At 73.3% G+C, this 24,654-nt stretch carries 19 protein-coding genes, 1 tRNA gene and 1 pseudogene; 9 read left to right on the top strand and 12 right to left on the bottom strand.

All coding sequences use genetic code 11. From position 1 onward, the window contains the following. Positions 1–54 precede the first annotated feature (54 nt). The 3 genes from O7595_RS21920 to O7595_RS21910 all read left to right on the top strand — a co-directional run bounded on the left by O7595_RS21920 (position 55) and on the right by O7595_RS21910 (position 4,290). Complete coding sequence (locus O7595_RS21920) at positions 55–1,512, top strand: protein phosphatase 2C domain-containing protein (protein WP_269730347.1); 1,458 nt, start codon at positions 55–57, stop codon at positions 1,510–1,512. 88 nt (positions 1,513–1,600) lie between these two features. Next, a complete protein-coding gene (locus tag O7595_RS21915; protein ID WP_269730346.1) occupies positions 1,601–2,959 on the top strand; it encodes a vWA domain-containing protein in 1,359 nt (452 codons plus the stop codon). A 101-nt stretch (positions 2,960–3,060) separates the two neighbouring features. Then, positions 3,061–4,290 (top strand): FHA domain-containing protein, encoded by a 1,230-nt coding sequence (locus O7595_RS21910; RefSeq protein WP_269730345.1) that lies wholly within the window; start codon positions 3,061–3,063, stop codon positions 4,288–4,290. A gap of 18 nt (positions 4,291–4,308) precedes the next feature. On the opposite strand, the gene O7595_RS21905 is transcribed toward O7595_RS21910, so the two are convergent. Then, positions 4,309–5,316 carry a methyltransferase domain-containing protein gene (locus tag O7595_RS21905; protein WP_269730344.1) on the bottom strand — a complete coding sequence of 336 codons (1,008 nt, stop codon included), beginning with the start codon at positions 5,314–5,316 and terminating at the stop codon, positions 4,309–4,311. Between the two features lie 129 nt (positions 5,317–5,445). On the opposite strand from O7595_RS21905, the gene O7595_RS21900 reads away from it, so the two are divergent. The 4 genes from O7595_RS21900 (at position 5,446) to O7595_RS21885 (ending at position 9,300) form a co-directional block, all read left to right on the top strand. Further along, the gene (locus tag O7595_RS21900) at positions 5,446–5,850 is read left to right on the top strand and encodes a globin (RefSeq protein ID WP_269730343.1); all 405 of its coding nucleotides are present in this window, start codon (positions 5,446–5,448) and stop codon (positions 5,848–5,850) included. A gap of 215 nt (positions 5,851–6,065) precedes the next feature. Then, positions 6,066–6,392, top strand: a complete 327-nt coding sequence (locus O7595_RS21895) for a hypothetical protein (protein WP_269730342.1) — start codon at positions 6,066–6,068, stop codon at positions 6,390–6,392. 2 nt (positions 6,393–6,394) lie between these two features. Next, positions 6,395–7,102, top strand: coding sequence for an ABC transporter ATP-binding protein (locus tag O7595_RS21890; RefSeq protein ID WP_269730341.1), 708 nt, complete (start codon positions 6,395–6,397; stop codon positions 7,100–7,102). Continuing rightward, a complete protein-coding gene (locus O7595_RS21885) occupies positions 7,099–9,300 on the top strand; it encodes a hypothetical protein (RefSeq protein WP_269730340.1) in 2,202 nt (733 codons plus the stop codon). Before O7595_RS21890 ends, O7595_RS21885 begins: the two co-directional genes overlap by 4 nt. 519 nt (positions 9,301–9,819) lie before the next feature. Here the strand turns inward: O7595_RS21885 and O7595_RS21880 are convergent. From O7595_RS21880 to O7595_RS21850, 7 genes and pseudogenes are all read right to left on the bottom strand, one after another. Next, positions 9,820–10,488 carry a hypothetical protein gene (locus O7595_RS21880; protein ID WP_269730339.1) on the bottom strand — a complete coding sequence of 223 codons (669 nt, stop codon included), beginning with the start codon at positions 10,486–10,488 and terminating at the stop codon, positions 9,820–9,822. After that, the gene (locus O7595_RS21875; RefSeq protein ID WP_269730338.1) at positions 10,485–10,916 is read right to left on the bottom strand and encodes an acyl-CoA thioesterase; all 432 of its coding nucleotides are present in this window, start codon (positions 10,914–10,916) and stop codon (positions 10,485–10,487) included. The genes O7595_RS21880 and O7595_RS21875 overlap by 4 nt, the downstream gene beginning before the upstream one ends. Positions 10,917–10,928: 12 nt before the next feature. Continuing rightward, positions 10,929–12,593 (bottom strand): energy-dependent translational throttle protein EttA, encoded by a 1,665-nt coding sequence (gene ettA, locus O7595_RS21870; RefSeq protein WP_269730337.1) that lies wholly within the window; start codon positions 12,591–12,593, stop codon positions 10,929–10,931. Positions 12,594–13,190: 597 nt separating this feature from the next. Further along, positions 13,191–14,591 (bottom strand): Cys-Gln thioester bond-forming surface protein, encoded by a 1,401-nt coding sequence (locus tag O7595_RS21865; protein WP_269730336.1) that lies wholly within the window; start codon positions 14,589–14,591, stop codon positions 13,191–13,193. 585 nt (positions 14,592–15,176) lie between these two features. Further along, positions 15,177–15,593 (bottom strand): annotated as a pseudogene (locus O7595_RS21860) (single-stranded DNA-binding protein); the annotation flags it as partial. Between the two features lie 322 nt (positions 15,594–15,915). Continuing rightward, complete coding sequence (locus O7595_RS21855) at positions 15,916–17,913, bottom strand: GTPase (protein WP_269730335.1); 1,998 nt, start codon at positions 17,911–17,913, stop codon at positions 15,916–15,918. Next, positions 17,910–19,529 (bottom strand): dynamin family protein, encoded by a 1,620-nt coding sequence (locus tag O7595_RS21850; RefSeq protein WP_269732576.1) that lies wholly within the window; start codon positions 19,527–19,529, stop codon positions 17,910–17,912. Before O7595_RS21850 ends, O7595_RS21855 begins: the two co-directional genes overlap by 4 nt. 314 nt (positions 19,530–19,843) lie before the next feature. Here O7595_RS21850 and O7595_RS21845 point away from each other — a divergent pair. Beyond that, positions 19,844–19,916, top strand: a tRNA-Arg gene (locus O7595_RS21845). A 188-nt stretch (positions 19,917–20,104) separates the two neighbouring features. Here the strand turns inward: O7595_RS21845 and O7595_RS21840 are convergent. The 3 genes from O7595_RS21840 to O7595_RS21830 form a co-directional block, all read right to left on the bottom strand. Next, complete coding sequence (locus tag O7595_RS21840; RefSeq protein ID WP_269732575.1) at positions 20,105–20,617, bottom strand: flavoprotein; 513 nt, start codon at positions 20,615–20,617, stop codon at positions 20,105–20,107. A gap of 300 nt (positions 20,618–20,917) precedes the next feature. Next, positions 20,918–22,231 (bottom strand): MFS transporter, encoded by a 1,314-nt coding sequence (locus O7595_RS21835; RefSeq protein ID WP_269730334.1) that lies wholly within the window; start codon positions 22,229–22,231, stop codon positions 20,918–20,920. Between the two features lie 3 nt (positions 22,232–22,234). Continuing rightward, positions 22,235–23,146 carry an alpha/beta hydrolase gene (locus O7595_RS21830; RefSeq protein ID WP_269730333.1) on the bottom strand — a complete coding sequence of 304 codons (912 nt, stop codon included), beginning with the start codon at positions 23,144–23,146 and terminating at the stop codon, positions 22,235–22,237. A gap of 496 nt (positions 23,147–23,642) precedes the next feature. Between O7595_RS21830 and O7595_RS21825 the strand changes: the two genes are divergently transcribed. Then, positions 23,643–24,131 carry a hypothetical protein gene (locus O7595_RS21825; RefSeq protein ID WP_269730332.1) on the top strand — a complete coding sequence of 163 codons (489 nt, stop codon included), beginning with the start codon at positions 23,643–23,645 and terminating at the stop codon, positions 24,129–24,131. A 55-nt stretch (positions 24,132–24,186) separates the two neighbouring features. Here O7595_RS21825 and O7595_RS21820 read toward each other — a convergent pair whose 3' ends face one another. Continuing rightward, positions 24,187–24,648, bottom strand: coding sequence for an anthrone oxygenase family protein (locus O7595_RS21820; protein ID WP_269732574.1), 462 nt, complete (start codon positions 24,646–24,648; stop codon positions 24,187–24,189). Between the last annotated feature and the right edge of the window lie 6 nt (positions 24,649–24,654).

The following is a 24,654-nucleotide window of genomic DNA, read 5'->3' as shown; positions in this document are numbered from 1 at the left end:
CCTCCGGCGGAAGGACCGAGGCGCGCCCGGCACATCAAGGCGAGGTGAGAGCGAATGACGCCGCAGATGCCCCAACAGGCGGCCCGGTCGAAGTGCCCTGGATGCGAGGAACCACTCGAATCCGGCGATCTGTTCTGCGGAGCGTGCGGGTACGACCTGTCGGCCGTACCCGAGCCGCCGCGGGACGGCCCCACGGTCGCGACGGGTGCGCACGTGCACTGGCCCGAGGCTCCCGGGGCGGACGACTCCGGCCGGCCGGGGACGCCGCAGCGGCCCGGTGAGGTGCCGGGTACGGACTCGGGCGGCCGTGAACTGCCCGCGACGCCGGTCCGCTTCGACGGCCCGGAGGCCGCACCGGCCGTCGCACCGGCACGCCCGGCCGCACAGGAAGCCGGCACCGCCGCGCGGTTCGGGCCGGCCGCGCCGGGCGGAGCAGTCGCCGCCGCCCCAGGGGCGTCCCCGGCCGCCGGTCCGGGCCCCGCACCGCTCAGCCCCGGCTCCGGCTCCGGCTCCGGGGACTTCGAGCCGACCGCGCCCGACCCCCGCGCCGCCGGGCACTCCGGCGGGCACTCCGCCGTGCCCCCGCCCGGCGTGAAGCTCTGCGTCGCGTGCCGTGCGGGGCATGTGGACCACGACGGCTACTGCGAGAACTGCGGGCACGCCCAGCCGCGCGAGCGCGACCACATGGAGCAGGAGCTGGGTTCGGTGGCCGCGGTCAGCGACCGGGGGCTGCGGCACCACCGCAACGAGGACTCGTTCGCGGTGTCGTCCACGGCCCTGCCCGACGGCTCCCCGGCTGTGATCGCGATCGTCTGCGACGGCGTGTCCTCGGCCACCCGGCCCGACGACGCGTCCTCGGCCGCGGCGAGTTCGGCCAACGAGCACCTGCTGGCATCGCTGCCCCGGGGCACGCATCCGCAGCAGGCCATGCACGAGGCGATCCTGGCCGCCGCCTCCGCTGTCAACTCCCTGGCGGCGGAGCCCGGCGCGGCCATGGAGCACGACCCGCACCGCCATCAGAACGCTCCGGCGTGCACGCTGGTGGGCGCCGTCGCCGCCGGCGAACTGCTCGTGGTCGGCTGGGTCGGCGACAGCCGGGCGTACTGGGTCCCCGACGACCGCAGCGGCCCGCCCGCGCGGCTCACCGAGGACGACTCCTGGGCGGCCCAGATGGTCTCCGCCGGTCTGATGAGCGAGGCAGAGGCCTACGCGGACGAGCGCGCGCACGCGATCACCGGGTGGCTCGGCGCGGACGCCTACGAACTGGAACCGCACACCGCCTCGTTCAAGCCGGACCGCCCCGGTGTGGTGGTGGTCTGCACGGACGGGCTGTGGAACTACGCGGAGGCGCCGGAGGAGATGGCACAGGTCCTGCCACCCGACGCGGCGGGCCGTCCGCTCCACGGGGCGCAGGTCCTCGTCGGCCATGCGCTCGACGGCGGGGGCCACGACAACGTAACAGTGGCCCTGCTCCCGTTCGCCGTGCCGCGACAGGGGGCAGGATCGGCCTGAACAAGGCCATATCCCCTCGCCCCTGCGTCCGTTCGGCACCCTTTCACCCTGTCTGTCTGCCCAGCTGAGCCTCGAGGAGCCAGTTCAGATGGCCAATTTCTCCAAGTCGAACGTGCCGCGGTTCTCCGTCGAGGTGTACCAGAACGAGTTCCTGCCCGAGGGCGGGCGCGAGGTCAACGCGATCGTGACGGTCACCTCCACCGGCGGCGGTACGAGCGGTGGCCTTCCCATCGCCGGAGCTTCCGCTTCCCCTTCGTCCATACCCGGGCGGCGGACGGAAGCCGCCGTGGTCGTGATGGTCGACTGCTCGGGTTCCATGGACTATCCGGCCACGAAGATGCGCAACGCGCGCGACGCCACGGTCGCGGCGATCGACACCCTGCGCGACGGCACGGCCTTCGCCGTGGTCTCGGGCACACACGTGGCCGCCGAGGTGTACCCGGGCGGCGGGCGGCTGGCGACCGCCGACGCGACGACACGGGCCGAGGCCAAGGAGGCGCTGCGCAGACTGAGCGCCGGCGGCGGAACCGCGATCGGCACCTGGCTGAGGCTGGCCGACCGGCTGCTCGGCGACGCCGACGTGTCCATCCGGCACGGCATCCTGCTCACCGACGGGCGCAACGAGCACGAGGCGCCGGAGGAGCTGAGGGCCGCGCTGGACGCCTGCGCGGGTCGGTTCACCTGCGACGCGCGCGGCGTGGGCACGGACTGGGAGGTCAAGGAGGTCACCGGCATCGCCTCCGCGCTGCTCGGCACGGCCGACATCGTCGCGGACCCGTCGGGGCTCGCCGCCGACTTCACGCGGATGATGGAGAACGCGATGGGCAAGGAGGTCGCGGACGTGGCACTGCGGCTCTGGACGCCCGTCGGCGCTGAGATCGTGTTCGTCAAGCAGGTGGCACCCACGGTCGAGGACCTGACCGGCCGGCGCACGGACGCGGGGCCGCGCGCCGGGGACTATCCGACGGGTTCGTGGGGCGACGAGTCCCGCGACTACCACGTGTGCGTGCGGGTGCCGGAGGCGGGCGTCGGCCGGGAGATGCTGGCGGCACGGGCCTCCCTGATCATTCCGGATCCGGCCGACGGCACCCCGCGACCCCTCGCCCAGGGGCTCGTGCGGGCGGTGTGGACCGACGACGTGGCGGCTTCGACCTCCATCAGTCCCCAGGTCGCGCACTACACCGGCCAGGCCGAATTGGCGGAGGTCATTCAACAGGGACTGGATGCCCGCAAGTCGGGAGATTTCGACAACGCCACCGCGAAACTCGGCCGCGCCGTCATGCTCGCGGCGGCCTCCGGCAACGAGGACACCGCAAAGCTGCTGGCGAAGGTGGTGGACGTCGTCGACGCGGCGACGGGTACTGTGCGGCTGAAGGCAAGGGTCACGGAAGCGGACGAGATGACACTCGAAACGCGCTCCACGAAGACAGTTCGCGTGAAGAAGTAGACACGCGGCGAACACGGACCAGCCGACAGCGGTCGAGAAACGACGAAGAGCAAAAGGTGTCCGGCTCGCCGGCCGGACGGAGGAGAGGGGGAAGCGCCGACATGCCGACCTGCCCGAACGGACACCAGTCGGGTTCCGACGACTGGTGCGAGGTCTGCGGCCATCGCATGGCCGGGGCGGGGGCTCCGGCGGGCGCGGTTCCGCCGCCTCCTCCCCCGCCGGCTCCTTCGCCGCCGCCCGCGCCGGGCTACGGCTACCCGGGGCCGGGCGACCCGAACGCCACGGCCCAGGCGGAGCTGTGCCCGCAGTGCCGTACACCCCGCGAGCCGATGGCACCCTTCTGCGAGGAGTGCCGCTGGAACTTCCTCACGAACACGGCGACGTCGTACACCCCCGTGGCCCCGCCCCACCGAGGGGGACCCGGCGGCCCGGGCGGACCCGGCGGGCCCGGCGGGCCGCCGCCCGGTCTGAACCTGCCGCCCGGCTTCCAGGCCCAGCAGCCGCCGCGCCCACCGGACCCGTTCGACTACCAGAGCTCGCGGCCCTCGCAGATGAACCGGCCCGCCGAGCCGATCGGCGGCGAACCCCCGGCACCCCGGCCGCCACAGGCCGGACCGCCGGCCCCGCCGCCGTTCCCCCAGCCGGGCACGTCCGGCTCCTCGGACGTCTCCGAGTCGCCCGGGCGGCACCGGCCCCCGGGGCCGCCCGAGTTCAGCAGGCCGGCCCCGCCTCCGCAGCAGCAGGGGTTCCCCGCCGGCCCGCCCGCCCCTCCCGGCTTCCCGCAGGCCGTTCCGGCCCCGCCGCAGCGGCCGCAGGGCGGCGGTGACGACGACTGGATGATCTCCCCGCCCTCGCAGCAGCACGCTCCGCACCATCCCGGACAGCAGCACCCGGCGCCCCCTCCGCAGCAGGTACCGTACGAGCCCGCGGGCTGGACCGCGGTCATCGCGCCCGACCGCGAGTACTTCATGGCGATGATGCAGCGCAGCGGCCCCGAGGCCGCCGGGCTGAACCTGCCCGCGTACTCACCGGAGCAGCAGCTCGCGCTCTCGGGCAACGAGGTGACCATCGGCCGCCGCCGGCACTCCACCGGCGAGTCGCCCGACATCGACCTGTCGGTGCCGCCGGAGGACCCGGGCGTCTCGCACCAGCACGCCGTGCTGGTCCAGCAGCCCGACGGCTCCTGGGCCGTCGTCGACCAGAACTCCACGAACGGCACGACGGTGAACGGCGCCGAGGACCCCATCCAGCCCTACGTCCCCGTCCCCCTGCGGGACGGCGACCGGGTGCACGTGGGCGCCTGGACGACGATCACCATCCGTCGGGGCTGACGGCGCTCACGACGGCGTTCACCGGTCGGGGCCGGTCGCGCCCAGGGTCCAGGCGTACGGGCCCTCGGGGTCGTCCAGCCACGCCCACTGGCTGTCTCCGCTGACGGTGACCCCGAAGCGCTCCCGCTCCGGCCGGCCTTCGCGCTGCCAGAGCGAGAGCGCTTCGTGCGGATCCAGCACGCCCGCGGTCAGCGTGAGCAGGAAGCGGAACTGCTCGCTCTCCGCCACGCGCCTCGGCAACCCGCCCACATGCGGGACCGATGTCCTCACCGGCCCGCCTCCGCGCAGCGGGACGAAGTACGCGGGCGTGTGCAGGAAGCGCCCCTCCGCGCGGCCTTCGTCACGCACCCGCAGCGCGACCAGCCCGTTGGCGAGCGGGGCGAGGAGCAGTCCACCCGGCACGCACTGCTCGAGCCAGGCCCGCGGTACCGACGGAAGGGCGCAGGTGGCGATGATGCGGTCGAACGGGGCGCGCCCCGGGCAGCCGCGCGCACCGTCACCGGTGATCACGGCCGGGTGGTGGCCGGCGGCCGCGAGATGGCGGCGCGCGGCCTCGGCGATCTCCGGGTCCAGGTCGACGGTCGTCACCAGCGGGTCCCCCAGCCGGTGCGCCAGCAGTGCCGCGTTGTAACCGGTGCCCGCGCCGATCTCCAGCACGCGGTGCCCGTCCTCCACCTCCAGCGCCTCCAGCATCCGCGCCATCAGGGACGGCTGGCTGCTGGAGGAGACGAGTTCGCCGTCGCGGACGCGGGTGGCGAGCGGGCCGTCGGAGTACGCGCCCCTCAGCCAGCGCTCGCGGCGGTCCGGCTCGGAGTCGCCCGACCAGAGCCGCTCGTACCCGGCGAAGGTCGACACGTAGTAGTACGGCACGAACAGATGGCGCGGAACCTCCGCGAAAGCCGCACGCCAGGCCGGGTCCCGCAGCGCGCCGGCCGCGGCGATCCTCCGCACCAGCGCCGCGCGCACCTCGGCGGCGGGCCCGGCGTAGGGGTCCCGTACCGTGCGCGCGTCCCGGTCCGCACCCATGCCTCCACTGTCCTGCGGGCCGGTACGGGAGGCGAGCACCCCGGACGGGGACTTCCGGACCGGAGTGCACTTCGGTCCGGGGTTCCTGGGCCCCGCGTCCTCGTCCGGCCCGTCTGAGACCATGGAGCGGTGAACGAGATTCCGCGGGGCACACTTCAGGAGCAGACCTTCTACGAGCAGGTGGGCGGCGAGGAGACCTTCCGCCGCCTCGTGCGGCGTTTCTACGAGGGCGTCGCCGGGGACCCCCTGCTGCGGCCGATGTACCCGGAGGAGGACCTGGGCCCGGCCGAGGAGCGCCTCACGCTCTTCCTGATGCAGTACTGGGGCGGCCCCCGCACCTACAGCGACAACCGCGGTCACCCCCGACTGCGCATGCGCCACGCCCCGTTCACCGTCGACAGGGCCGCGCACGACGCCTGGCTCAGGCACATGCGGGTCGCGGTCGACGAACTCGGCCTCTCCGAGGAGCACGAGCGTCAGCTCTGGAACTACCTCACGTACGCCGCCGCCTCGATGGTGAACACGGCGGGCTGACGCTCGGACCGACCCCCGGGCCTCCCGCACGAAGCGTCACCGTCCGGTCACTTCAGGCCACAGCTCGCCGACTTCCGGCCGTCTCGGTCCCGGCCCGTACCCGCTCACCGCACACACCCCATAAGTTCACAGCCGCAACACATCGAACGGGCATCCGCATCCGGCGGGTGCCCTCTTCCTGTGGAGGCTTCGACGTGCGTCGGGGAACCTTGCGAGTGGGCGCGGTACTGATCGGCACGACGACGGCGTTGCTGGGAGCGCGCGCGGCGTACGGCGACAACTTCTACGTGTACCAGGGCGACGACTTCGGGTTCATCACCTACAACCACAAGGCCGCGGGAGTCTGCGACCGGGAGGTCGACGGCTTCAACGTCTACGCGAACTTCAAGCGCACCGTCCCCGACACGGTCGCCCGGGTGGAGGAGAGGGACGGGTACTGCAGGACCTCGACGACCGGCACGTACCCCGTCCACCGGATCCAGGCGTGCGAGAACATCCCGGTGTTCCCCGACGCCTGCTCCGCCTGGAAGCAGCACCCGTAGCCATGGCCGCGCCCACTCTGGAGGTCCGCGGCCTCACCTGCGCGATCGGCAGGCGCACGCTGCTGCGCGATGCGGACCTGAGCGCCCGGGCGGGGACGTCCCTTTCCGTCATGGGGCCGAGCGGCAGCGGCAAGACCACGCTGCTGTCGTGCCTCGCCGGGTTGCACACCCCGCAGGCCGGGACCATCAGGGTGGACGGCACGGACATCTCCGCGCTGCGGCCCGGGCGGGCCGCGGCGTGGCGTCTGCGCACCATCGGCTTCGTCCACCAGTTCGGCGAACTGCTACCGGAGTTGAGCGCGGTCGAGAACGCGGCGCTCCCCCTGCTGATCGCCGGCAGGAGGCGGCGCGACGCCTACGGCACCGCCGAGACCCTCCTCGGTGAGCTCGGCGTCGGAGAGGTCGCGGACTCGCCCGCGAGCGTGCTGTCGGGCGGGGAGCGCCAGCGCGTCGCGGTGGCCCGGGCCCTGTCCACACGACCACCGCTGGTCCTCGCCGACGAACCGACCGGCTCCCTGGACGAACGCACCACCGAGGACGTCTGCGACATGCTGTTCCGGCTACCCGCCCGGTACGGCTGCGCGCTGGTCCTGGTGACCCACAATCCGGTGGTCGCCCACCGCGCGGACCGTCTGCTGACCCTGCGCGAGGGCACGCTGCGCGACTCCGCACCCGGCACCGCGCACGACACGACGACGGCGGGGGCATGACGCGGACCACCCGGCGAGGCGCCACGGCCCAGTTGCTCGCCCTGGGACGCCGGCTGTCCCCGGTGCGCCGGGATCCGCGCCACGTCCTCCAGGCGCTCTGCCTGGTGCTCGCCGCGATGGGCGCCACCCTGCTGGTCTGGGGACTGCAGGTCACCGACGCCGCGTACGACGGCCGCGACCTGCGGACGTCGGCCCGCCACCCGTTACGCGCCGCGGCCGAGCCCGGCACACTCCCCACAGCGCGGTGGTGGGACAGCCGCGACGTCGTCGGCGACAGGAGCTTCTCCGTCGTCACGATCGAACCCCTCGTCGCGGACGCCCCGCTGCCACCGGGCCTGCCGCGCCGGCCGGAACCGGGCGAGGCGTTCGTCTCCCCCGCCCTGCTGGAAGCCCTGCCGGCGGCGTCCACGCGCTACGGGAAGCAGGCCGGAACCATCGCCGCGGACGGACTCGCCGAGCCCTCCGAGTTCCTCGTGTACCGGAGGCCGCCACCCGGGACCGCGCTCTCCCCCGGCCCCGGAGGCATCTCCGGCATCGTCGGCTACGGCACACCGCTCCCGGATGCGTCCGACTTCGCCAGCCAGACCTTCGACCGCGCGGAGTCCGACGTCCGGTTGCTGATCGCTCCCCTGCTCGGGCTTCCCGTCGCGGTCCTGCTCGTCACCGCCTCCCGTCTCGGCGCCCGACAGCGCGACCGGCGGCTCGCCGTCCTGCACGCCATCGGCGCCGGGCGGTCCGTACGCGCACGGATCGCCGTGGGCGAGTGCCTGCGCCCCCTGGCGCTGGGCACCGCGGCGGCGGCCGTACCCCTGATGGCCGTGACCCTGACCGGCGTACGGCTGCCCGTCACCGGTCACGCGATCGCGGCAGCCGATCTCGCCCCGCTGCGCCTGTGGTTCCCGCTCGCCCTGCTGCCGGTCCTGGCGGCCCTGTGCCTGTCGTTCGCGGCACTCCACCTGCGCGTCCGTCCCGCCGGGGGAAACCGGCCACGGCCGGGACGGGACCGGCCGTCCGCCTGGCCCGGACGTCTCTGCGGCCTCGGCACGCTCCTGGCCCTGTGGGGCGCGGTGATCGGGCATCAGACGGGGGTCCGGATCTTCATTCTCGGCCTGGTCCTCGCCATGGCCGGGCTTCCGCCGCTGCTGGGACGGGCCGCGGCCCGGGCGGCCGTACGGCTGACCGTACGCGGACGGGGAGACGCCGCCCGGCTGATCGGAGGGCGCTGGGCAGCGGCCCATCCCGCGGTCATCGCCCGCTCCTGCGCCTCGCTCGCCGTGCTCCTGGGCCTGCTGACCCAGGTCCAGGTCCTGATCACGGAGTTGACGTCCGAAGCCCGCCACGCCACGTCACTCGCCCGGCGACTGGACGGAAAGCTGCTCCATGTCTCCGAGGGGGCCGGCGACGAGAAGGCGCGGGCGAGGTTCCTGTCGGCCCTCGGAGCCGGGGACCGTGTGCTGCGCCTGGCACCGGGCGGGGAGGGCGCCCCACCGGTGCTCATGGGACACTGTCGCGATCTGGCGGCGCTGGCTCCCCTGTCCGTCTGCCCAGGCGCCGAGCCGGCCCCGGCCGTGCGGGTGTTCCGCGAGCGCACCGCCCGCACCGAGGCGCTGCGCTGGATGAGCTCCGGCGAGGTGAACGTGCGGTCGGAGGCGTCACGAGCCCGGCTGACGGGCGGGAAGGGCGACTACGTCGTGCTGACCCGTAGGGCCGACGGCCGGGAACACGTCAGCCGGGCGGCCTTCGCGACGCTCGCCGCTCCGTCGGTGGTGGTGCCGGGCGACGAGTACGTCATCGGCGCGACAGCCCGCGCACGTATCGCCGGCTGGGTCGTCCTGATCGCCGCACCCGGCTTCGTTCTCCTCGCGCTCACCGGTGCCGCGGGGCTGCTGCACGCCTATCTCGACCGGGCGGACGAACTGCGCCCGCTGGCCGGCTACACCTCGGGCGTACGGTTCCATCTGCGGACCGCGTGGTGGGGCATGGGCGTGCCCACGGCCTGTGCCCTGGCACTGGCGACGGCGTTCGCCGGGCTGCTCGGAGCGGTCAACCTCGCGTTCCTGGCCCCGTCGGGCGACTCCCCGCTCCCGCTGCTCGCCGGCGGGCTGGTGACGGCCGTGGTGCTCTGCACGGGGGCGACCGTGGCCGGCGGCCTGCTGTCGAGCCGGTTCACCCACCGCTGGGTGCCGCGCGGCGACTGACCGGGGCCGGACGGGAGCGGATCGGATCCCGGTGCGGGGACGACGGAGCGGGCATACAGCCGGGCGGGACCGGGTGGGTCGATCGGCCGGGACGGGGGCGGTGCGGGACCGGGTCCGAAGCGGGACGGCTGACGAATACGGGAGGCACGACGGACCGCTGCCGGAGGCTGGCAGACGTCGGGCCACGGACGCGTGCGCCGGGCGCGGGCCGGTCAAGATCCGGGCCGGGCCGGGGTCCTGGCCGGGCCGGGGCAAGGCGTGGCCGGACGGTTCGGGGGTGGCCGGACGGTTGGGGGTGGCCGGACGGTTGGGGGTGGCCGGACGGTTGGGGGTGGCCGGACGTTCGGGACGTGGCCGGACGGTTCGGGGGTGGCCCGGAACCCGGCGGGGCACACGGGACCACGGGCCACGGACGCGTGCGCCAGGCGCAGGCCGGGCCGGGGCGGGCCGCGGCCACTTCGGGGCGTTGCCCGGAACCCGGCGGGGCACGGCCCGGAACCGGTCCGGGGGTTCTCCGGGTCAGGCGGGAGTGACGTTCAGCGCGCCGAGCCCCGCCCTGCGTACCGCGACCGAGCCGAACGGCGAGCGCAGCCGGAGCCAGCCGCCGGAGGTCAGGAGCGCGGCGCCCGGGACTCCGTCCGGAGTGGGGCGCAGAAAGCCCAGGGACTGGGCGGCGTGCACGGCCCGCAGTGGCAGGCCCGTCTCGTCGAGGGTCCGGGACCAGATCTCGCGGCCGATCCGGTCGCGCTCGGCGCGGGTGCGCCGCTCGACGGGCAACGCCTCGTCCCGTGAACGGAATTCGGCGACCGCGGCGGCCACCGCGCCCCGCATCCGGTCGACTTCGGGCAGCCCCGGGAGCTCTCGCCAGCCTCCGCGGGGAGGCAGCACCCCCGCCCACGGCGGACCCGTGACGGCGGGCGGTACGGCGAGCGCCGAGCCCTCGACGGACTCCAGCAGTTCACCCGCGGACACGGTCGTGTCCAGCTCGACCGGTTCCGCCAGCCGCGCCGTCCGGATCGCCAGGACCTCGAACGACGGCGGCCGGCCGAAAACGGCGAGCGCTCCCCCGCCGGCCTGCAGCCGCACGGCGGCGGCGCGGTCGTAGTGGATCAGCCGCCCGAGGAAGGCGGCGAGGTCCGCCGCCTCCCGGACATCGGCCAGCCGAAGGGTCTGCACGGGTGCAGTCATGCCGCGAGCGCGTCCTTCACGCCTTCGTCCAGGTACTCCTGGAGGAAGGACTTCTCCTCGGCGGTGATACGGCGCGGACGCCCGGCCGCCAGGTCGTACGGGACGACGACGGTCGAGGCCCGGACGTACACCTGGTCCGGGTCCTTGATCTCGTAGGCGATCGTGAGCGACGCCGCGCCGACCTTCGTCACCCAGGACTCGACGGTCACCGGTTCGTGGCGGTGCACGAGCGGGCGTACGTAGTCGATCTCATGACGGGCCACGACGGACCCGCCGGAGAACGACGGGGAGCCGTTCCCCGGTGCCAGCCGGAACATGAAGTCGATGCGGGCCTCCTCCAAGTAGCGGAGGAAGACCACGTTGTTGACGTGCCCGAAGGCGTCCATGTCCGACCAGCGCAGGGGACAACTGTAGATGTGCCGAGCCACTTGCTGCCTGCCTCAGCCCCGGGTGAGCTTCTTGTAGGTGGCACGGTGCGGGCGAGCCGCGTCCGGGCCGAGCCGCTCGATCTTGTTCTTCTCGTAGGACTCGAAGTTGCCCTCGAACCAGAACCACTTCGAGTCGCCCTCGTACGCCAGGATGTGCGTGGCGACCCGGTCGAGGAACCAGCGGTCGTGGGAGACGACCACGGCGCAGCCCGGGAAGTCGAGCAGGGCGTTCTCCAGCGAGGAGAGCGTCTCGACGTCGAGGTCGTTGGTCGGCTCGTCGAGGAGCAGCAGGTTGCCGCCCTGCTTCAGGGTGAGCGCCAGGTTGAGGCGGTTGCGCTCACCGCCGGACAGCACGCCGGCCGGCTTCTGCTGGTCCGGGCCCTTGAAGCCGAACGCCGAGACGTACGCGCGGGAGGGCATCTCGACCTGGCCGACGTTGATGTAGTCCAGCTCGTCCGAGACGACGGCCCACAGCGTCTTCTTGGGGTCGATGTTCTCGCGGCTCTGATCGACATAGCTGATCTTGACGGTGTCGCCGACCTTGATCTGGCCGGAGTCCGGCTTCTCCAGGCCCTGGAGCATCTTGAACAGCGTGGTCTTGCCGGCGCCGTTCGGGCCGATGACACCGACGATGCCGTTGCGCGGCAGGGTGAAGCTCAGGTCGTCGATGAGGACCTTCTCGCCGAAGGCCTTGTTGAGGTTCTCGACCTCGACGACGACGTTGCCCAGTCGCGGGCCCGGCGGGATCTGGATCTCCTCGAAGTCGAGCTTCCGGGTCTTCTCCGCCTCGGCGGCCATCTCCTCGTAGCGGGCGAGTCGCGCCTTGGACTTGGCCTGGCGGCCCTTGGCGTTGGAGCGGACCCACTCCAGCTCTTCCTTGAGGCGCTTCTGGCGCTTGGCGTCCTTCTGGCCCTCGACCTTGAGACGTGCGGACTTGTTCTCCAGGTACGTGGAGTAGTTGCCCTCGTACGGGTGAGCACGGCCGCGGTCCAGCTCGAGGATCCACTGAGCCACGTTGTCCAGGAAGTACCGGTCGTGGGTGATGGCGACGACGGTGCCGGCGTACTTGGCGAGGTGCTGCTCCAGCCACTGGACGGACTCGGCGTCCAGGTGGTTGGTGGGCTCGTCGAGAAGCAGCAGGTCGGGAGACTCCAGCAGCAGCTTGCAGAGTGCGACGCGGCGCTTCTCGCCACCGGAGAGGTTGGTGACCGGCCAGTCGCCGGGCGGGCAGCCCAGCGCGTCCATGGCCTGCTCCAGCTGCGCGTCGAGGTCCCAGGCGTTGGCGTGGTCCAGGTCCTCCTGGAGCTTGCCCATCTCCTCCATCAGCGCGTCGGAGTAGTCGGTGGCCATCAGCTCGGCGATCTCGTTGAACCGGTCGAGCTTGCCCTTGACCTCCGAGACACCGTCCTGGACGTTCTCCAGGACCGTCTTGCTCTCGTCGAGCGGGGGCTCCTGCAGAAGGATGCCGACGCTGTAACCGGGCGAGAGGAAGGCGTCACCGTTGGAGGGCTGCTCAAGACCGGCCATGATCTTCAGCACGGTCGACTTACCGGCGCCGTTCGGGCCGACCACACCGATCTTCGCACCGGGCAGGAAGCTCAGCGTGACGTCGTCAAGGATCACCTTGTCGCCGTGCGCCTTGCGCGTCTTGCGCATGGTGTAGATGTACTCAGCCAAGAGAAACCGTCCGGCAATCAGTGAGTGGGCAGATACACCCCATCTTGCCTGACCGCCACCCCGGGAACGAAACCCGTCCGACCAAGCGCCTCTGACCTGCCCCTTCGCCCATGACCCGCGTGGTCGGTCCATCACCGATCGTCGCCATCGGCCCCCAACCAGCGCCCTGACCGGCCTCAGCCGGCCCTGAGCAAGGGCGAGTACCCGGCCACTGCGGTCTCGGCGACTTGCCTCATCCGCCCGGCGGCTGCACGGTGACCCGGATCGCATCCACCAGCCACGCCGGTGCACGCGTGGAGTGCGGGGCCCGGATTGGATCCGCGCCGGGACGGGTGCGGTCGCCGGTGTCCGGTGCTGTTGATCTCAGCGGGTGACGCCAGAGCGCCCCCGAGGGTCGCTGTCCTTCGGCGGCGAGCTGCTCGCTCCCCGGTGCGGCCCCCGGGCCGGACGGTGCCGCGTGCATGACGGCCGCGAGTCCTCGCAGACCACCGGCGGGGAGTGCCCCGCCCTCGTCACGGAGGGGCACCGCCCCGGAACCGGGGCGCCCGAACCGTCGGTGCCGTCAGGACCTTCCGCCGGACGCGTGCCGTCGGACGCTCAATCCTCCGCGGAGGGGGCCTTCTTCCTGCGTACGAAGAGGACCGCGGCGCCGCCGATGACCACGAGCCCGATGGCCACGCCCGCGATGATCGGGGTGGCGCCGGAGGCGCCGGTCGCCGCCAGGTTCTCGTCGACGGCCGTGCCGCCTGCCGAGGCCGCGCTGGGTCGAGGCTCCGGCTCGTCCGTGACGGGACCGGCGCTGCCGGTGGTCCTGCAGTCCAGCACGCCCTTGAAGTTCCTCGAGAAGCCGCCCGGCCCCGTGATCGTGAAGTCGTAGGCCTGGTCCTCGGGCACGGGGACGGTCACGGTGCGGGACTCACCGGGTGCTATCGCGTGCTGGAGCCCCAGCAGCTCGAAGGTGAACTTCTCGTCGCCCCTGTTGGTGGCGGTGATGTCGATTCCGCCCCCGGCGCAGTTCTTCTTCGCGGTGAGCGCGGGTATCGGTCCCTTCGTGGCCCAGGTGGCGGTGGCCCTCGCGGAGACGGTGGAACGGCTGGAGCCGGCCAGGATCTGCGTCTGGCTCTTGGTCACCGCGGAGAACGCCCGCCCCACCGGCACATTGGTGGTGGCCTGCAGGCTCAGAGCGGCCGTGCCGTCGGTGGCACCGGCCGGCACGTCGACGTACAGCCTGCTGCCGTCGACCGCGGTGGTGACGGGTTTGCCGGCCTCATCCGTCACGATGACGCCGCTGGCCGCGGAGTCCGCGGGCGGTGTCACGGTCACCCGGTCGGCGTCGGTGCGGACCGTGATGGGCCCGAGCCGGCCGCCGGCCTTCCCCGAGACCGCGTTCGGCTCCAGGCTCAGCGAGGCACGGGGCTCCTCGACGTTCTTGGCCTTCTTCTCCAGCCAGTCGGCGAGTTGTTCCGCCGCGGGGTCGAGCGCCTCGACCTCGGCGCCGTCCGAGTACCGCCAGATCGCCACCTGTGTTCCGGCTGCCGCGGTCCGCTCGGTGAGCGGTCCCGTGCCCGCCCGTTCGGCCAGTGCCATGAGGTCGTCGACCTGCGGATAGGAGTGCTGCAGGATCCACCGGATCCTCCCGGCACCACTGTTGGCGCCGAGCGAGGTCTGGTCCCAGGGGGTCTCCAGGTACTTCGCCTGCTCCTGCGTCGGGTTGTGTATGTCGATGCAGTAGGTCTTGAGTCTGCCCCCACCGTCGACGGTCATCTCGAACAGTCCGGCAGAGAGTTCGTGGCGCTGTCCGCCGTCGTGCAGGACGGCTCGGTCGAAGGTGGTCAGGCCGTCCAGCGTCGCGGACACCCCACCCTGGTGCTGGGGGATGTCCTCGGCCGCGGCCGGTCCGGCGAAGGCCAGGGCGCCGGCCGCGAACAGGCCCGACACCAGGGCCGTCACGGCGAGCCGGGCGGCGCCCCGCCCGCGTACAGAGAGCGCAGTAAACACAGAATTCCCCTTCGGGCGAGGCCCTTTCGCGTGGGGTGCGTGGGGGGATTGCCTCGCCGGCAGACTCAAGTGCCCCGTGAGTACTGAGGAATCCTAAGGACGTGGTGCGACTCGGTCCCCCGTCATACCGTCAGATAACCATTCCGAATCGGAATCGTTATCGCCGTCGGCGCATCCCCCGTTCGGCTGTCGACAAATCTCCGCAATGCCCGCTCGGGGCGGTCAGGGGACATCGGCCGCAGTCGAGCCGCGGGCTCCGGGCGTGGTTCCGGTTCCCGGAGCACATGCCGGGCCGGAACGAGCAGATGCGGTATGGCCCCCGGCCGCCTCGGCACTCCGCATGCCCCCGGTCACCGTCGCCGTCGCCGAAGCAGCAAGGGACGGGGCGCGAGTCCGGCCCACCGAGCCGGACATGCCCGAGCTGAACGGGTCCGCCTCGGTCGCCCCGCCCGCTGCCGGTGGCATCGACGGGACGGCCGACGCGTGCTGAGCGCCCACGACCGGGACCTCCGAGGGCCCGGGCACGGTCGGGTTCGCCGGTGGCGCCCATGGCGTCGGACGCAGTGGTGCTCCTGACGGCATGACGGGAGGCGGAGCCGTGCCGCCCGACGCTACTGCACGACGATCCGTCAGCTGTGCGTCCGTACTCGTCACACGGCGGAATGCCGACGTCCCTCGCGTCAGGTCGTGCCCGGCCGCCACGGCGTCGACGTCGACCGACGTCCTGAGCTTGCCCTCCCACTCCTCCTCGCGCACCCTCAGACGCCCGTGCACGACGAGCGGTTCGCCCACCGCGACCGACGCCGCGAGATTGGCACCCAGCGCACGCCAGGCCCACACCGTGTAGAAGCTCGTGGGTCCGTCGGTCCAGCCGTCCCGCTGACGGTCCCACCGCCGCGAGGGTACGGCGAACCGGAAGCGAGCCCTGCCCCCGGCTGCCGACTCCCGGTAGTCCACGGCCGTCGCGACATTCCCCACCAGCGTCACCATCACGTCACTCATGACGATCCCCCTGCCTCGTTGTCCGCTTCCGGAGTCCGCGCCGCTGCGCCGACGGATCCATGCTGCGCCGCCGGGCGCATTCCCGCTGGCGCCTGTGGACACGGACCCGACTGTGGAGAACCCCGCCGCCCTCCCGGGTGACGGGGTGCTCCTGAACGGCCGTCCGACGGCCGCTCCCCGGCTGCCCCGGCCGTGTCCCGGTCGCTCCGGAACCGTCTCCGCCGGCCCTGCGCGGACCGCCACCGGTACGTCGCCCCGTCGCGGAAGCGGCGCCCGCCGCCGTGCGGCAGCCGACCTCCGCACGCGACGGCCCAAGACCCGCTCAGCGTCTGAACGACACCACCCCGTACTGCTCCCGCACCTCCCGGTAGCGGAGCAGTTCCGCGGCGATCGGATCGAGCACCTTCGCCCTGCCGCACGCCGCCGCCGCCTCCCGCAAGCGCCGTTCCGCGTCCTGCCCGTACCGTCTCGCGGGCCCCTTCGCGGCCGCCGCACACGCCCACTCCACCAGCGGCCCGCCGATGATCCCGGCGAGCATCACCAGAACCGGCGGGAGCAGTCCCGGCTCCAGCACCCCGATGATCTGGCCCACCAGCCACAGCCCGCCGAAGACCTGCAGCAGCGTCATGCACACCTGAACGAACACCGCCGCAGGCCACCACGCCGGACGCGGCAGACGGCCGCTGGGCGTGCCCAGTTCGGCGGCCAGGTCGTCGAGCTCCTCCGGAAGCCCCTCCGCACCGCGCACCGCCGCCTCGCGCACCGCCTGCGCCCACGGGGCCGGCAGCCCGTGGGCAGCGTCGTCGGCCACCGTCCGCACCGCCTGCTCGACGCGCTGACGGGCCGTGAGCTCCTCCTCCGCCGGCTGCTTGGGCTGGGGCAGCCCCCCGCCGGGCATGCGGACGCGTTCGTACCAACGCCACAGCCGGAGCCACGGCGTCCCGCAGGCCCTCCCGGCGTTCCTGCGCCACCGGCGTTCGGCCTCCTCGCCGACGGCGGTGGCGCCGACCGCGTTCGCCAGCCGGGCGGTGAAGTCGTCCCGGGCCCGCTCGCTGAGACCCGGCCGCCCGTCGGCGACGTACATGGACCGCAGCCGACCGGTCGCCGCGTCGATGTCGGCGGAGACGCGGCGAGCCGCGGCGGACTTCTCCTGGACGAGTCGGCCGAGCAGTTCTCGCAGCTCACCGACGCCCTCACCGGTGAGAGCCGACAGCGCGAGCACGGTGGCGCCCGGCTCGCCGTGCTCACCGACCGCCATCCCGTCCTCGTCGAGCAGTCTGCGCAGGTCGTCCAGCACTTGGTCGGCGGCATCGCCCGGCAGCCGGTCGATCTGGTTGAGGACGACGAAGGTGATCTCGGCGTGCCCCGCGAGCGGCCGCAGATAGCGCTCGTGGAGCGCCGCGTCCGCGTACTTCTCCGGGTCGACGACCCAGATGACCGCGTCGACGAGCTTGAGGACCCGGTCCACCTGTTCCCGGTGCACCGTCATCGCCGAGTCGTGGTCGGGAAGATCCACCAGGACGAGGCCCTGGAGCGCCTCGTCGCCGCTTCCGCCCGCGAGCGGCCTGCGACGCAGCCGGGGCGGGATGGCGAGCCGGTCGAGAAGCCCGGCGGCGCCTTCGGACCAGCTGAGCGAGATCGGTGCGGACGTCGTCGGCCGACGCAGCCCGGTCTCCGAAATCGGCACCCCGGCCAGGGCGTTGAAGAGGGTCGACTTACCGCTGCCGGTGGCGCCCGCGATGGCGACGACGGTGTGCCGCGCCGACAACTGCTGCCGCGCCGCCGCCTCGTCGAGCACGCGGCCCGCCTCCGCCAGGGCCTCGTCGTCGAGGCGGGTGCGGGAGAGCCCGACGAGTTCACGGAGCGCGTCCAGCCTGCCGCGCAGCGGGGCGGCGTACGGGCCGCCGATGGGGACGTGCCCTTCGCCGCCGACGAGCGAGCCGTGGTCACCTGCGGGATCGGTCGGGTCGACGGCCCTGCGGGCGATCAGGCCGTCGTCCCATCGCTCTCCGTCGCCTTCCTCGGGAGCGCCGGCCTCCGGGCCGCCCTCGCGCTTCCCCTCGGCGCGCGACGCGGGGTCCGTGGCGCCCTCGGCCCCGTCGACCCGCGCCCGCTCGCCGCCTCCGGCGGACGGGTCTTCATCCTCGGGACGGGCCTCCTCGCCGGGGCGGCCACGGCGCCCCGGGGCCGCCCCGGCCGCGGCATCACCTCTGGCCCCTGGCTCGTCCTGCGCTCCGGACGCGTTCCCGGACCCGCTCCCGGCTCCGCCCGACGAGCGGCGGTCCTCGGTCTCACCAGTGACTGCCGTCACCGCGGTCACCTCTCCTTCTGCAGTACGGACAGCGCGGCGATCAGCTCGGCCTGCGGCTCCGGGCACAGTTCGAGGGAGTCGAGCGGCGCGAGGCGCCGGTCGCGCTCCTCGTTCATGACACGTTCGATGTACGTGGTCACCAGCTCCCCGCCCCTGTCGCGCAGCCTGAGCGCGCCCTGGGCACCCATCCGCTCCGCCAGCAGCTCCCCGGCGGCCCTGGCCCGCCGACCGCCGAGCAGCGCGGTGGCGAGCAGCGCGGCGACCGTCTCGGAGTCGGGTGCGGCGGAGCGTTCCATCGCGCGGGCCTCCTCCTCGGCGAGTTCCTCGATGACGCGCCGCCAGCGCCGCACGGCCATGCCGATGCGCTCGGGCGTCTCCCCGTCGGCCCGTGAGTGCCGGGCGAGCGCGGGGCCGGCCGGTTCGCGCCTCCATGCCTCCTGGAGCCGCTCGTCGGCGGCGGCGACCGCACACTGCAGCAGGGCTGTCAGGCTCTCCGCCAGCGCGTCGAGGAGTTCGCAGGCCGAACTGTCGCGTGGCCAACCCCGCCATCGGGTGCGCGCGTCACCGGCGAGGACGGATCCGCGCCGGACCTGCTCGCGCACCCGCTCGGTCTCGACGCCGTACGCCTCCTCGACCGCCGCGGAGAGACGCACGGCGGCCGCGTACTGGGCGGCCACGGCCCCCGCGAGCTCCGGCATCCGGGCGTTCAGCGAATCGATGACCCCGGCGGCGGTACGGACGACCGTCTGCTGGCGCGCGGCGGGATCCAGGGCCCGGTGCGCCAGCCAGTCGCGGAGCGCGGCGACGGCGGTGTCCGGGAGCAGCCCCCGGCCGCCACCCGCGGACTCGGGCAGCTCCGGGATCGTGAAGCGCGGTACGTGCCCGAGCCCGGCCTTGGTGAGCAGTGCCGCGTACTGCCGGGACACCTCGTTGATCACCTGGTGCGGCACCCGGTCGAGCACCGTCACGAGCATGGCGTCGTACTCCTTGGCCGTGCGGAGCAGATGCCAGGGGACCGCGTCCGCGTACCGGGAGGCCGTGGTGACCATGATCCATACGTCGGCGGCGCAGATCAGCTCGGACGCCATGATCCGGTTCTCGACGACGAGGGAGTCGATGTCGGGCGCGTCGAGCAGGGCCAGCCCGGGCGGCAGCGACGCCGCGGTCTCGACCCTCAGTGCCCTCTCCTCGGGCTTGCCCTTGGTCTTCGTCCTGCCGCGCGCGGTTCCGGGCGACTGCTCCGTCTCGTCCTGCTGCGGCAGCCATACGCGGGTGAAGTTCGGCAGTACGCGCATGTCTGCGAACCAGTGGCGATCGTCCGGGTGGCACACGAGCACGGGCGTGCGCGTCGTCGGCCGCAATACCCCCGCCTCGGTCACCCGCCGCCCGACAAGGGAGTTGACCAGGGTGGACTTGCCGGCTCCCGTCGAACCGCCGACCACCGCGAGCAGCGGCGCGTCGGGGTCCTTCAGCCGGGGCACCAGATAGTCGTCGAGCTGCGCGAGCAGCTCGGCTCTCGTCTGCCGCGCCCGCGGAGCACCTGGAAGGGGGAGTGGAAGACGCACGGCTGCGACTCGGTCGCGCAGGGCGGAGAGTGCGTCGATGAGCTGAGGCCGTACTTCCATGGTCACCACATGCGAAGAATGCCCAATTTTGGAGGTTTTTTGAAGCGTATGAGCCCCCCTGCGCGCCGATCAGACGGACGGGACAGAAGGGACGAGTGGGGCGCAGGCATAACGAGTGCACAACACCCGAGGTGTGACGTGAAAAAAGCGCTGCAAGAATCGCATCTGCCTGCGATTATCGGTTCGCTTCACTGAACCTCCACATCGTGCCACGCAGGTGAAGCATCCGGGGCAGGGCGATCGGAGCCCTATCCTTGTCCCGGCAAGGTCACGGCCGACCCACCAGGGGCTCCAGGCCACCGAGGCCACATCGGGCCCCCGTAGCTCAGTGGATAGAGCAGGCGCCTTCTAAGCGCTTGGCCGCAGGTTCGAGTCCTGCCGGGGGCGCACAGCGTGCACGGCCCGCAGGCCCTCCCACTGGGAGGGCCTTCTTGCTGGTCAGAGGCACCCTAGCGGGCGGGTGGTAGTGGACGCGTAAGCGCCGGGCCACCGGGCGCGCTCCACCCCGGGATGCCGCCGGGGGCGCGTTGCCCTTCCAAGGCGGCCACTTCGCGGCGCGAGCGCATGGTCCGCGTTCAGGGAGCAGGCTTCGGCGTGAGCAGTTCGAGCGCCTCCTCCCAGCGGAACACGTCGGCACCGCCCGTCTCGGGCCGCGCGGACGGCTCGTGGGAACCGATCAGCACGCCCATCCCCCGCAGCCGCTCCAGGCTCTGCCGGTAGGCGGGATGAGCCGCCTGGGCCGCGTTCAGGCACGGCAGCACGGCGATCGGGACGCCCGAGCCGTACGCCTCGCACAGGATGCCCAGCGCCAGGGTGTCGGAGATCCCGGCCGCCCACTTGTTGATGGTGTTGAAGGTGGCCGGGGCAACCGCTATCGCGTCCGGGGGAGGCAGCGGGCGGGGGTCGCCGGGCCGCCGCCAGGCCGAGCGGATCGGGTGGCCGGTCCGGGTCTCGACGGCGTTCCGGTCGATGAAGTCCAGGCCCTGGGGAGTGGCGACTACCCCGACGTCCCAGTTCCGCTCCTGTGCCGCCGTGATGAGCTTGCCGACGCCCCCCGCGATTCCCGCGGCGCAGACGACGACGTACAGGAACGGCTTTCCGCCCGAGCCGCGCTGCCCGAGGCCCGCGGGTTGCCGGGGGCGGCAGGCGGAGGTGGACGGCACGGGCTCGCGCCGGTTCGGCTGGTCGCTCACGTGGGGTCCCCCGGTCGGCTGCTGAGGCGGTGCGCTGAAGGCAGGGTATGCGTACGGGCGGCGCCGCACGGCCACTCCCGCACGGAGGGGGATGTGGATCCGTCCGCCCGGGACGGAGGCCCCGGGCGGGACCCCGCCCGCCGCGCTCGGCGGACGGTGCCCGGCGGCCGGGCACCTGCCCAGCACGCCGGAGGGTCAGACCGTCCTGTCCCGCTCCCTCGGGCCAGGAGGCTCGGCCGCCTCCGGTGATTCCGGCGACGGAGGTGCCGCACCCGCCGCTCCGGTCCGGTCCGCTTGCGCCCCCGCCGCTGCCTCCCGCGCCGTCGCGCGCTCCACCAGCAGTGCCGCGATCGCGGCGGCCAGTGACACGAGGCCGCCCACGACCAGCCCCGAGCGCGCGCCGAAGCGCTCGGCCAGCCAGCCGGTACCCAGTGCGCCCAGTGGGGTGGACCCCTGGACGATCAGGGTGTAGAGCGCCATGACCCGGCCGCGGTAGCGCGGATCGCTGCCCAGCTGGATGCGGTGGTTCGCCGCCTGCACGAAGTAGATCGAGGCGAAACCGGTGAGCGCGAGCAGCACCATGGCGGCCACGAAACCCGGCGACCATCCGGCCACCGTCTCCAGCGCGCCGAACAGAAGCGCCGACACGACCACCGTCCGGCCCGACGGACGGTCTCGGCGCGCGGTGGTGGCGAGCGCCGCCGCGAGCGAGCCGGCGGCGAACGCCGTGGTCAGCAGCCCGAAGGCATCCGCGTCCGCGCCGAAGACGGTCTTCGCCAGCAGCGGGAGGGTCAACTGGAAGTTCAGCCCGCACAGTCCGACGACCGCGAGCAGCGCCAGCGGCAGCACCAGGTCCGGCCGGACCAGCACATGACGCAGCCCGTCGACGATCCTCGCCCGGGTCTCCGGGGCGCCGCGGTGCAGTTCCTGCGGGCGCATCATGCGCAGCGCCACCACCGTCGCCAGATAGCTCGCCGCGTTGAGCAGCATCACCCAGCCCGTCCCCAGGGCGGCGATCATCACTCCGGCCAGGGCCGGCCCGACGACCCGGGCGGTGCTGAAATAGGCGGCGCTCAGGGCCGAGGCGTTCGGCAGCAGTTCCGCGCCGACCATCTCGCTGACGAACGAGACCCGGGCGGGCACCTCGACCGCGTTGACGACGCCGAGCGCCAGTGCGAACAGGCCGATGTGCCACAGGCGCACCTCCCCGCCCAGCACGAGTGCGGCGAGCAGCAGGGCGAGGACCGCCGAGAGCGCGTTGGCCACCGTCAGCAGCAACCGCTTGTCGTGGCGGTCCGCCAGGCGACCGCCGAAGAGGGTGAGGAGGAGCAGCGGGGCGAACTGCAGGGCCGTCACCATCCCGAGCGCACCGGCGGAGTCGTCCGTCAGGGCGAGAACCAGCCAGTCCTGGGCGACGATCATCATCCAGGTGCCGGCCACCGACACGACCTGGCCGACCGTGAAGAGCCGGAAGTTGCGTACCGCCAGCGACCGGAACGGGCCCGTCACCGATCAGACCGCCGCCGCGTGCGGCTCGGGCGGCCTGCCGGACGCGTCCCGGCCGCCGCCTGCGGACTGCAGGCACTCCTCCAGGAAGCCCAGCGCCCGCAGATGGTAGGCGCGCGCCGCCCACCCGAGGCTGATGTTGTGCCCCGCGCCCGGCAGCCGGTCCACCACGATCCGCGGCGCGGCGAGCTGTGCGGTCAGCTCGGACACCGCCTCGTCGTCATGGCGCCACCAGGCCTCGAACTCGGCGAACGTCAACCGGACGGGTACGCGTACGTCGGCGGCGACGGCGGGGAACTCCTCGGGCCAGCGCGCCGCTTCCGTGCGCTCCCGGACCGGCATCCCGGCCACGACCGAGGCCGCGGTGGTGAAGGTCTCCGGCGGGTACAGGCTGAGCGGTCCCCAGTTCAGCCTGCGGCTTCCGTGGGCCCCCTCGTCGGGCAGTTCCTCCGGGGCGACGTCGTAGCGGTGGCCGCAGCCGGAGACGTCCAGGCCGAGCAGCCGGTCGTGGACGGCCCGCGCGGCCGCCGTCAGCGCGAGCTTGCCGCCGTAGGAGTGCGCGAGCAGGAACAGGCCCGCGCCGTGCGGGTGGACGGAGGTGAAGCCGTGCAGGGCGGCGCTCAGCGTCGCGGCCTGCTCGGCGAGGGTCTGGCCCTCGGGCAGCCGTTCGGCGGAGGCTCCGTAGCCGGGGCGGTCCAGCGCGAGGACGGTGTAGCCGAGGCGGGCGCCGAGGGTGAGCAGGGACAGGTCCGGGTCCGCCTGGCCGTCGAAGTAGCCGGCGTTCATGCCCCCGCCGTGCAGGGCGACGACGGTGGCGCGCGGTGTGCCCGCGGGGACGGCCAGCAGGGCGGAGAGCGGCAGGCCGTCGGCGTCCAGGGTGATGCGCCGCACTCCTCGGGAGTGGAGGGGACGGGACATGACTGCTCCTCGGATGGTCGGCGTACGGACGGGGAGTCGGGCGTGCCCGGTGCCTCACGTGACGCTGCGCGGCGGGCTCACCCGTCGTGGCGGGCCGGCTCCGCCGTGGGCGCGGGCCCGGGTCCCAGGGGTCTCCCGGCTCGGATCCGCGGTCCGGCCCGGAGGCGATCCGCGGCCGGCGCCCGGTACGGGTCGCCGCGTCCCGGCACGGATCCGTGCCGGGGCTCGGGGCCCCGGTGTCGGGGCGGACGGAGTAGAACACGGGACGACCGTATGCGCATCCCCGTTCAGGGCGGCGTCACCACGGCACGGCCACGGCGGGGCGGCTCACCCGCCCGGCGCAGTGCGGGCCGGGCGGGCGCCCTCCCGCGGGGCCCCTCCGGCGGTCGGCACACATGGCTTGTTCGGCTCGGGCGGACGCGCAACACGGGGTACCATTCCGGGCTTTGGGGTCCGGAAGGATCCGGTGGGGACACGAGCGCAGGAGGAACGACACATGGCGCCCACTCCCCGGCCAGGCGTGCTCGCACTGCTGACCGAGCTGACCGGCGATCTGCCACCGGACCGGGCCGGCGCACTGTGGCGTCTGGCGGAGGAGTCACGGCAGCTCGACGCGAACCTGGTGCGGCTGCCCGCCGGTGGCCGGATCGCCGGGCATGTGGAACCCGACCTGGATGTGCTGCTGTACGTGGCCGCCGGTGACGGAGTGCTCGAACTGGAAGGCAGGCCGCAGGACGTGGTCGCGGGCTCGGTGGTCTGGTTGCCGCGCGGCAGCCGGCGGGCGCTCCGCGCGGGGCCCGGCGGCCTGGTGCAGCTGAGCGTTCACCGCAGGCGCCCCGGACTCGCCATCAGGACGGCGACGCCGTCCGAGGGCGGCGACGCCGCCTGTCTGCTGGACCGGGTCTGTCCGGGGTGCGGGCGCCTGGCGGCGGAGTCCGGCGCCCGGTACTGCAGCCGGTGCGGGGAGGCACTGCCCGGCCGCTGAGTGGCGGCCGCGGTGGCGTCGGGGTGCCGGGCCGGGTCTCACCGTCGGATTCGCGTCAGACCAGCGTCGCGCCGACGAGGAGGACGAACGCGCCGAGGATCAGGGCGGTACGGATCCGGTGGTGGCGGTTCCACCTGCTCTCGAAGGCGGCGCGGACCTCGGAGTCCGGCGACGATCCCGAGGAGGCCAGCGCGTTGTTCAGCGGGATGTTCCCGGCGATGGTCACCAGGTGGTTCAGCGCGGCGCACACGAGCGCCGTCAGCACCAGCCACATCCGGGTGGCCGAGCCGTCCTCGCCCGGCACGGCGAGGGCGGCGGCCGGGAACACGACGACGGCCAGGAACACCACCAGGAACACCGGCCGCGGCACCTCCTCGTTGATGCGCCGCATCGCGGGCACGAAGCGGTCGTCGGGGAGCCTGGCGAGGGCGGGCATGACACCCGTCTGGAAGATCAGCATGAAGCCCGCGTACAGACCGGTCGCGATGACGGCTAGGGCGAGCAGCAGGTCGGCCATGGTGCT

Origin of the sequence: Streptomyces sp. WMMC940 (assembly GCF_027460265.1) — a bacterium.
Lineage (GTDB): Bacteria > Actinomycetota > Actinomycetes > Streptomycetales > Streptomycetaceae > Streptomyces.
The sequence above is the reverse complement of the archived record's forward strand: the minus strand, read 5'-3'. Positions and strand labels throughout refer to the sequence as shown.

Bases quoted from the DNA above. Each gene is read 5' to 3' on its own strand.
- O7595_RS21915 (WP_269730346.1), top strand. From the start codon at position 1,601: ATGGCCAATTTCTCCAAGTCGAACGTGCCGCGGTTCTCCGTCGAGGTG.
- O7595_RS21910 (WP_269730345.1), top strand. From the start codon at position 3,061: ATGCCGACCTGCCCGAACGGACACCAGTCGGGTTCCGACGACTGGTGC.
- O7595_RS21850 (WP_269732576.1), bottom strand. From the start codon at position 19,529: ATGGAAGTACGGCCTCAGCTCATCGACGCACTCTCCGCCCTGCGCGAC.
- O7595_RS21820 (WP_269732574.1), bottom strand. From the start codon at position 24,648: ATGGCCGACCTGCTGCTCGCCCTAGCCGTCATCGCGACCGGTCTGTAC.
- O7595_RS21880 (WP_269730339.1), bottom strand. From the start codon at position 10,488: ATGACTGCACCCGTGCAGACCCTTCGGCTGGCCGATGTCCGGGAGGCG.
- O7595_RS21905 (WP_269730344.1), bottom strand. From the start codon at position 5,316: ATGGGTGCGGACCGGGACGCGCGCACGGTACGGGACCCCTACGCCGGG.
- O7595_RS21825 (WP_269730332.1), top strand. From the start codon at position 23,643: ATGGCGCCCACTCCCCGGCCAGGCGTGCTCGCACTGCTGACCGAGCTG.
- O7595_RS21830 (WP_269730333.1), bottom strand. From the start codon at position 23,146: ATGTCCCGTCCCCTCCACTCCCGAGGAGTGCGGCGCATCACCCTGGAC.
- O7595_RS21920 (WP_269730347.1), top strand. From the start codon at position 55: ATGACGCCGCAGATGCCCCAACAGGCGGCCCGGTCGAAGTGCCCTGGA.
- O7595_RS21885 (WP_269730340.1), top strand. From the start codon at position 7,099: ATGACGCGGACCACCCGGCGAGGCGCCACGGCCCAGTTGCTCGCCCTG.
- O7595_RS21890 (WP_269730341.1), top strand. From the start codon at position 6,395: ATGGCCGCGCCCACTCTGGAGGTCCGCGGCCTCACCTGCGCGATCGGC.